Below are 7,673 nucleotides of genomic sequence, written 5' to 3'. Positions count from 1 at the left end.
CCACATCTGCCGCTGCTCCGCAGCCGACGGATGAATTCGCTGACCTGTGCTCATCGTCAATTAACACCTCGATTCGTCTTTGAAGTGTTGCATCGACGGGTTGAGCCCGCCGCATCTTCCCGGCGAGGAAGACCTTGCTGCCGTCGACTTGCTCATCGACAACGGCCGCATCGACGCCATCGAACCGGCCGGCACGCTGGCTTCGGAGCTCGGCCCGGATCTCGATGCATCGATGGTGCTGCCCGGCATGGTCGACGTGCACACGCACCTGGACAAGGGCCACATCTGGCCACGCCAGCAAAACCCGACCGGCGACGGTGCGGGCGCGTCCGCGGCCACCCTGCGCGACCGCACCGCGAACTGGAACGCCGAAGACGTGCGCCGCCGCATGGAGTTCGGCCTGGCCACGGCCTACGCCAAGGGCGTGGTCGCGATCCGCACGCACCTGGATTCGCTGGCGCCGCAGGCGTCGATTTCGTTTCCGGTGTTTCGCGATGTGCGCGAGCGCTGGGCCGGGCGCATCGACCTGCAGGTGGCGTCCATCGCGCCGATGGACATCTTCCTGACCGACGAAGGCCGGCAGCTGGCCGACATCGCGGCCGGGAGCGGCGGGCGCCTGGGCTACGTCACCAAGTCGATGAAGTTCCCGGCCGAGCCGGTGCCACCCATGATCGACGAGGCACTGGCGCGTGTCTTTGCGCTCGCGTCCGAACGCCAGCTCGACCTGGACCTGCACGTGGACGAATCGACCGACCCGCGTGCGCGCTCGCTGATGCACGTGGCGCGCGGCGCGATGGCCCACGACTTTGCAGGCCGCATCCTCTGCGGCCACGTGACGGCGCTCGCGCTGCAGACCGACGAGTACATCGAGGAAGCCATCGGCGCCTGCAAGGACGCGGGCATCGACATCGTGAGCCTGCCCACCGTCAACATGTACCTGCAGGACCGCAGCCCCGAGGCGCGCACGCCGCGCTGGCGGGGTGTGACGGTGCTGCACGAGATGAAGGCGCGCGGCCTGCGCGTGGCCGTGGCCGGCGACAACTGCCGCGACCCCTTTTATGCCTACGGCGACCACGACATGCTCGACACCTTCACCCAGGCCGTGAAGATCCTGCACCTGGATCACCCGCTGGGCGACTGGATCCGTGCCGCCACAGAGACCCCGGCGGCAATCATGGGTATTGAGCGTGGCGTGCTCAAGGCGGGATCACCGGCGGACTTCATCGTGCTGAAGGCGCGCAACTATTCGGAGATGCTGTCGCGCCACCAGTTCGATCGCACGGTGATCCGCGCCGGCCGCGCCATCGACACGCGCCTGCCGGACTACCGCGAACTGGATGACTTGATGGCGGTGTGAAGCGCGTGGGCGCACATCTCGTTTTCCCGTACGGACCTGCGGAAAGAGCCTGCGGCGCAAGGGAAATTGGCGATGCGCAGGGATTTCGAATGCCGATAAGATCGCGCCCAATTTCGATCCCGGAGACACCCATGAAGAAACTCTTCGCCCTCGCAGCCATCGCCACCGCCGCCCTTGGCGCCCATGCCCAGAACTTCCCCGATGGCAAGCCCATCACCATCGTGGTGCCTTTCGCGGCGGGCGGCCCGACCGACCGCGTTGCGCGTGACCTCGCCGAGGCGATGCGCAAGCCCCTCGATGGCGTCAGCATCATCGTGGACAACGCGGCCGGCGCCGGCAGCACCATTGGCAACGCCAAGGCCGCACGCGCCAAGCCCGACGGCTACACGCTGCTGCTCACGCACGTGGCGATGGCGACCACGCCCGTGCTGTACCGGAAGCTCCCCTACAACTACGAAACCGACTTCGAGTACCTGGGCATGATCAACGACGTGCCCATGACCGTCATTGGCAAGCCGCAACTGGAAGCGAAGAACTTCAAGGAACTGCGCGACTGGGTCAACAAGAGCGGCGGCAAGGTGAACCTGGGCAACGCCGGCATCGGCTCGGCATCGCACCTGTGCGGCCTGCTGTTCCAGAGCGAGCTGAAGGCTGAAATGACCACCGTGCCGTACAAGGGCACCGCGCCGGCGATTGCCGACCTGATCGGCGGCCAGATCGACATCCTGTGCGACCAGACCACCAACACCACCTCGCAGATCGAGGCGAAGAAGGTGCAGCCCTATGCGGTGACCACGCTCAAGCGCCTGGGCACGCCGGCGCTCAAGGACATTCCGACCCTGGACGAATCGGGCCTGAAGGGCTTCCAGGTCACCATCTGGCACGGGCTGTATGCGCCCAAGGGAACGCCGGCGCCGGTGCTCAAGAAGATCAATGACGCGCTCAAGGTCGCCCTGAAGGATCCGGAGTTCATCAAGAAGGAAGAAGGCCTGGGTGCGGTCGTGGTGAACGACAAGCGCGTGGAGCCGGCAGAGCACAAGAAGTTCGTGCAGGCTGAAGTGGCGCGCTTCGGGCCGGTCATCAAGGCTGCAGGGCAGTACGCCGACTGAGCTGATTCCCGCCAGTGAAAGCCGCCGCGCCCCGCAAGGCCCGGCGGCTTTTTTGCGGGTCGTCGTGAATGGCCATCTGTCGCGTTCGGCGCTGTATGTCGATGGCGTTCGCCGACCGGCTGCGCTGGACGTTCCTTGATCGCCCGAAGCTTGGGGCTCGATCGGTAGGACGTCTGTCGTGAGGACGAGGCGCATCGTCTGACGCAGCGCGGCGTGGCAACTGAGAGCATTTCGCTTTCCAGTTTCCAAAGGCACGCCGACCATGTCCGATCTGACCCTTCAAGAACTTTCCAAAAAAATCGCCGACATCGACTTCACGATGTTGACCACCCGCACCGAAGACGACCAGATCGCCGGTCGGCCGATGAGCAACAACGGCGACGTCGAGTTCGATGGCGACTCTTGCTTCTTCGCCTGGGCCACGTCACGCGTGGCCAAGGACATCGCCCGCGAGCCCAAAGCCGCGCTGATGTTGCAAGGCAAGGCCGGGCTTCTCGGCAAGCCACCGCTCATGATCTCGATGCAAGGCGATGCCGAACTGATCCGCGACAAAGCCCAATTTGCGGCGCACTGGCAAAAGGAACTCGACCGCTGGTTCACGGAGGGCGTCGATACGCCGGGCGTCGTGATGATCAAGTTTCATGCGCGCCGCATCCACTACTGGGACGGCGAGGATGAGGGCGAATTCCTGGTGAACGGGCAGCAATCCTGACGCGGCCTCAGCGCGCGTGCAGTTGTGGCGCGGCCTGCTCGCGCCGCGTCACCGTGTTCGGATGCATGGGCCGCAGATAGTCGTGCAAGGCCAGCGCCGCAGCGCCCACCGCCGGCGCCAGCTGGCCATGGCGCGCGCCGCGCACCACAGGCGGCGGCATGCCCGCCGCTTCGGCGTAAGCCTGCACCGTGTCGATGGCGCACTGCAGGAACTCGGGGTACTTCAGGCAGGTCGAGCCACCGATCACGATGGCGTGCGGATCGAACGTGATCCACAGGTTCTGCAGCAGCACGCCGAGCATGCGGCCCGCGCGCGCGGCCTCGCCCGGTTCGCCACCCAGCACGCGCGAGCCGAAGAATGCTTCGGCACAGCCACGCCGTCCGCAGGAGCACAGCGGCCCGTCGGCCTGCAGGATCGTGTGGCCGATCTCGCCGGCCATGCCCTGTGCGCCGGTGAAGAGCCGGTCGTTCAGCACGATGCCCGCGCCCACGCCGACGTCGCAGTCGACAAAGATCAGCGGGTCTTCGCCCTCGCCTTCGCAGAACTCGTATTCGCCGAGCGCGGCGACGTCGGCTTCGTTCTGGAGCTGCACGGGCACGCGCGGCAAGCCGGCGGCGGCAAAGGCTTCGATGAGGTCAGGCAGCAAGTCGAGCCCGCGCCAGCCCAGGTTGGGGGCAAACAGCACGATGCCCGTGGCGTCGTCCACGGCGCCGGGCACGCCAACGCCAATGCCGGTGAGTTCCAGCCCGCGTTCGTTCATGTGCGCCCAGGCTTGCGCGCACATCGATGCCGCCTGCTGGCAGGCAGCGAGCGGTGACTTGCTGTCCAGTGGCCGGGCATCGGCACGCAGCACCGCGCCGAGCAGCGACACGCACACCACGCGCATGGTTTCCACGCCGATCTCCACACCGATCAAGGCACGCACGTGGTCGTTGATGGACAGCGGCGTCGATGGTCGCCCCAGGCCATCGGCGACCGTTGCGCCCGCCTCGGTGAGCCAGCGGTCGTCGATGAGTTCGCGCACCAGCCCGCTCACCGTCGACTTGGTGAGGCCGCTCTCGGTGGCCAGCCGCGCTCGCGAAAGTCCCGGCTGCGCGCGCAGCAGCCGCAGCAACACGCTGCGGTTGATGCGCTTCAAGAGCTGCTGGTCACCGATCGTTTTCATGCGTGTTCGGCTTGTGCCTTTCCTTCGGGGCGCTTGCCGGCAATGATCATTCCGAGCACTTCGTCTTCGGTGACGTCCGACGTGCGATAGGTGCCCACCAGCTTGCCGTTCTTCATGACGGCGAGCCGGTCGCTCAGGCCGAACACGTCGGGCATGTCGTGCGTGATCAGGAAGATGCCCACGCCATCGGACTTGAGCTGCTTCACCAGGCCGCCCACCATCGCCGTTTCTTCCGGGCCGAGTGCTGCGCAGGGCTCGTCCATGATCAGGATGCGGGCGTTGAAGTACAGCGCGCGCGAGATCGCAACCACTTGCCGTTGACCACCCGAGAGACCGCGCACCGGCACGCGGATGTTCGTGAAGTTCTTGTTCAGGCGGTTGAACACCTTGCGCGCTGCGCCTTCCATGAAGTGGTCGTCCAGCGTGCGCCAGGGCGTGAGCTTCTCGCGGCCGAGGAAGAGGTTCGACACCGAGTCCAGGTTGTCGGCCAAGGCGAGCGTCTGGTAGATGGTCTCGATGCCCTGCGCCTGTGCTTCCGACGGCGTGCGGATGTGCACCCTCTCGCCCGCGATGATGGTGTCGCCCGAGTCGATCGGATACGCACCCGCGAGCATCTTCATCAGCGTGGACTTGCCCGCGCCGTTGTGGCCCAGCAGCGCAACCACTTCGCCGGGATAGAGGTTGACGCTGACGTCGTCCACCGCATGCACGCCGCCAAAAGCCTTGCGGATGTTCTTGAGTTCGACCAGGGGTCTGGATCTGTCGATGGTGGCCATCACTTGTCTCCGAATTTGCGGCGGTACAGAACGTCGAAGACGACCGCGATGATGAGCACCTGACCCACGATGACCATGCGCTTGCCGATGGCCACGTCCAGCAGCAGCATGCCGCTGTCGAGCGACTGCATGATGAGCGCGCCCAGCACCGATCCGAAGATCGAGCCGCTGCCGCCCGCCAGCGCGGTGCCGCCGATGACGGCAGCGGCGATCACGTACAGCTCCATGCCCGTGCCCAGCGAGTTGGTGCCCGCGTTGAGCCGCGCGATCGACACAATGGCCGCGATGGTCACCAGCACCGCCAGCAATGCGAACAGCATCAGCGTGACGCGCTTGACCGGAATGCCCACCAGCGCGGCCGCATCGGGGTTGCCGCCCATCGCGAACACGTAGCGCCCGAAGCGCGTGCGGTGCACGATGAAGCTCAGCACCACGCCCACCACGGCCCAGATCAGCACCGGGATCGGGATGCCTTGCGGCGCAGGCTTGCCGGAGATCTGGTAGTTGTTCATGGCCCATGCGAACACGCACAGCACGGCGATGGGCACGGCCGTCAACAGCAGGTCGATCACGATGGGCTCGGTCGGCATTTCGTAGTGGCGCAGCGCCTTTCGCTTCTGCACCATGCGCGCGAGCAGCACCAGCGCGACGATGCCCGTCAGCACCCATGTCGCAGTGACGCCGATGCCACCGTCATAGCCGCCGCCCAGCGTCTGGAAGAACTCATCGCTGACGGGCTGCGTCTTGCCGTCGGCCACCAGAAAGGCCGCGCCGCGAAACGACATGAGGCCGCCCAGCGTGACCACGAACGATGGCACGCCCAGCACCGCCGTAAGCCAGCCCTGGTAGATCGACACCAGCAGCGCCACCGCCAACCCGGCCAGGCACGCCGTCGGCCACGACCAGCCGGAGGTGTATTGCAGGTACGCAATCAGCACGCCCACGAAGCCCATGACCGACCCCACCGACAGGTCGATGTGCCGCGCCACGATCACCAGCACCATCACGGTCGACACGATGCCGACCACGGCCGTTTGCTGCGCGATGTTGTAGAGGTTCTCGGGCGAGAGGAAGACGCCCCCTGACAGGACGTGGAACACCACGCCCATCACGACGAGCAGCAGGCTCATCAGGATCAGCCGCAAGTCGACGCCGGTGCGGCGCCACAGAGGCAATTGATTGGTCATTTGACTGACTCCCGTTCATGGAATTGCTGGGGATGGATGGCGGGGGCTGCTGGGCTGGATTGGGCGGCGCGCGGGTGGAGCGCCGGTGCCCTCACCCCAACCCTCTCCCGGAGGGAGAGGGAGTCAACAGCCTTGAACCGCCCACACCCGAGGCGGGGAACACCGCGGAGCCGGCCTTGCCGGGCCGCTGGTGTTGCCCCCTCGAAGGGGTGCGAGAGCCACACGAAGTGGGCGAGCCTGGGGGTGGGCCTATTTACAAGCGGCAGGGGCCTTGTCAGCCGCCACGCCCTTGCAGAGTTCAGCTTTCTTGATCCATCCGGCCTTCACCACCACATCGAGGTTGTCCTTGGTGATCGGCACCGGCGTCAGGAACCGCGATTGCAGCGCGACCTTCTTTTCGCCCTTGTCCCAGGTGGCGGCCTTGTCGACCGGCTTGCCGGCCGAGAGCGCGAGCGCTGCGGCGGCGGCTTCCTTGCCGAGTTCGCGCGAGTCCTTCCACACCGATACGGTCTGCGTGCCCAACGCCACGCGGTTCAGCGCTGCGAAGTCAGCGTCCTGGCCCGACACCGGGATGCCCCGGATGCCCTTGGCAGTCAGCGCCGCGACCACGCCGCCCGCCGTGCCGTCGTTGGCCGCGACCACCGCGTCGACCTTGCCGCCGGCCTTGGTCAGGATCTGCTCCATGTTTTTCTGCGCGACTTCGGGCTTCCAGCCGTCGGTGTACTCGTCGCCGACGATCTTGATGTCGCCCTTCTTCACGGCGGCTTCGACGATCTCCTGCGCACCCGCGCGCAGGAAGTTGGCGTTCGGGTCGGTCGGCGAGCCCTTGATGAACACGTAGTTGCCCTTGGGCGCGAGCTTGAACACCTCGCGCGCCTGCATGCGGCCCACTTCGACGTTGTCGAAGGTGATGTAGAACACACCCGGCGCTTCGATCAGACGGTCGTACGCGATGACTGGCACCTTCTGGCGCACGGCCTTGGTCACGGCCGGCAGGATCGCGTCCTTGTCCATGGCCAGCACGATCAGCGCCTTGGCGCCCTTGGCCATCAGGCCTTCGATGTCGCCCAGCTGCTTTTCCGGCGAACCGCCCGCATCGGCGCTGATGTACTTGGCGCCATGCTTTTCAAGCTCTGCCTTGATGGCGGCCTCGTCCGTCTTCCAGCGCTCTTCCTGGAAATTGGACCAGCTGACGCCGACCACGGTTTGCGCGAAAGCGCCCGCTGCGGTTAGGCCCAGGGCCAAGGCCAGGACGGTTTGCTTGAGCTTCATTGAGTGATCTCCGTTGATGGTTGATTTAGTTCGAGCGGCGAACTAAGTATTCGGGATTCCGGAATTTTTTGGCATTGGGGGATTCCCTGCGCTTT

Annotated in this window: 7 protein-coding genes; 3 read left to right on the top strand and 4 right to left on the bottom strand. The window is 65.8% G+C overall.

The features are described from left to right. Nucleotides 1-100: 100 nt before the first annotated feature. The 3 genes from QTI66_RS26900 to QTI66_RS26890 all read left to right on the top strand — a co-directional run bounded on the left by QTI66_RS26900 (nucleotide 101) and on the right by QTI66_RS26890 (nucleotide 3,178). A complete protein-coding gene (locus tag QTI66_RS26900) occupies nucleotides 101-1,357 on the top strand; it encodes a cytosine deaminase (protein WP_286563209.1) in 1,257 nt (418 codons plus the stop codon). Nucleotides 1,358-1,488: 131 nt separating this feature from the next. Further along, entirely contained in the window at nucleotides 1,489-2,466 is a 978-nt protein-coding gene (locus tag QTI66_RS26895) for a tripartite tricarboxylate transporter substrate-binding protein (protein WP_286563208.1), read from the top strand. A gap of 262 nt (nucleotides 2,467-2,728) precedes the next feature. Beyond that, complete coding sequence (locus tag QTI66_RS26890) at nucleotides 2,729-3,178, top strand: pyridoxamine 5'-phosphate oxidase family protein (RefSeq protein WP_286563207.1); 450 nt, start codon at nucleotides 2,729-2,731, stop codon at nucleotides 3,176-3,178. A 7-nt stretch (nucleotides 3,179-3,185) separates the two neighbouring features. Here QTI66_RS26890 and QTI66_RS26885 read toward each other — a convergent pair whose 3' ends face one another. From QTI66_RS26885 to xylF, 4 genes are all read right to left on the bottom strand, one after another. Further along, on the bottom strand, nucleotides 3,186-4,343 hold the full coding sequence (locus QTI66_RS26885) for an ROK family transcriptional regulator (RefSeq protein WP_286563206.1): 1,158 nt from the start codon (nucleotides 4,341-4,343) through the stop codon (nucleotides 3,186-3,188). Then, nucleotides 4,340-5,119 carry an ATP-binding cassette domain-containing protein gene (locus QTI66_RS26880; protein WP_286563205.1) on the bottom strand — a complete coding sequence of 260 codons (780 nt, stop codon included), beginning with the start codon at nucleotides 5,117-5,119 and terminating at the stop codon, nucleotides 4,340-4,342. Before QTI66_RS26880 ends, QTI66_RS26885 begins: the two co-directional genes overlap by 4 nt. Further along, entirely contained in the window at nucleotides 5,119-6,306 is a 1,188-nt protein-coding gene (locus QTI66_RS26875; RefSeq protein WP_286563204.1) for a sugar ABC transporter permease, read from the bottom strand. The genes QTI66_RS26880 and QTI66_RS26875 overlap by 1 nt, the downstream gene beginning before the upstream one ends. Nucleotides 6,307-6,555: 249 nt before the next feature. After that, nucleotides 6,556-7,578, bottom strand: coding sequence for a D-xylose ABC transporter substrate-binding protein (gene xylF / locus QTI66_RS26870; RefSeq protein WP_286563203.1), 1,023 nt, complete (start codon nucleotides 7,576-7,578; stop codon nucleotides 6,556-6,558). Nucleotides 7,579-7,673 lie beyond the last annotated feature (95 nt).

This window comes from Variovorax brevis (assembly GCF_030317105.1).
Taxonomy (GTDB): domain Bacteria; phylum Pseudomonadota; class Gammaproteobacteria; order Burkholderiales; family Burkholderiaceae_C; genus Variovorax; species Variovorax brevis.
The sequence above is the reverse complement of the archived record's forward strand: the minus strand, read 5'-3'. Positions and strand labels throughout refer to the sequence as shown.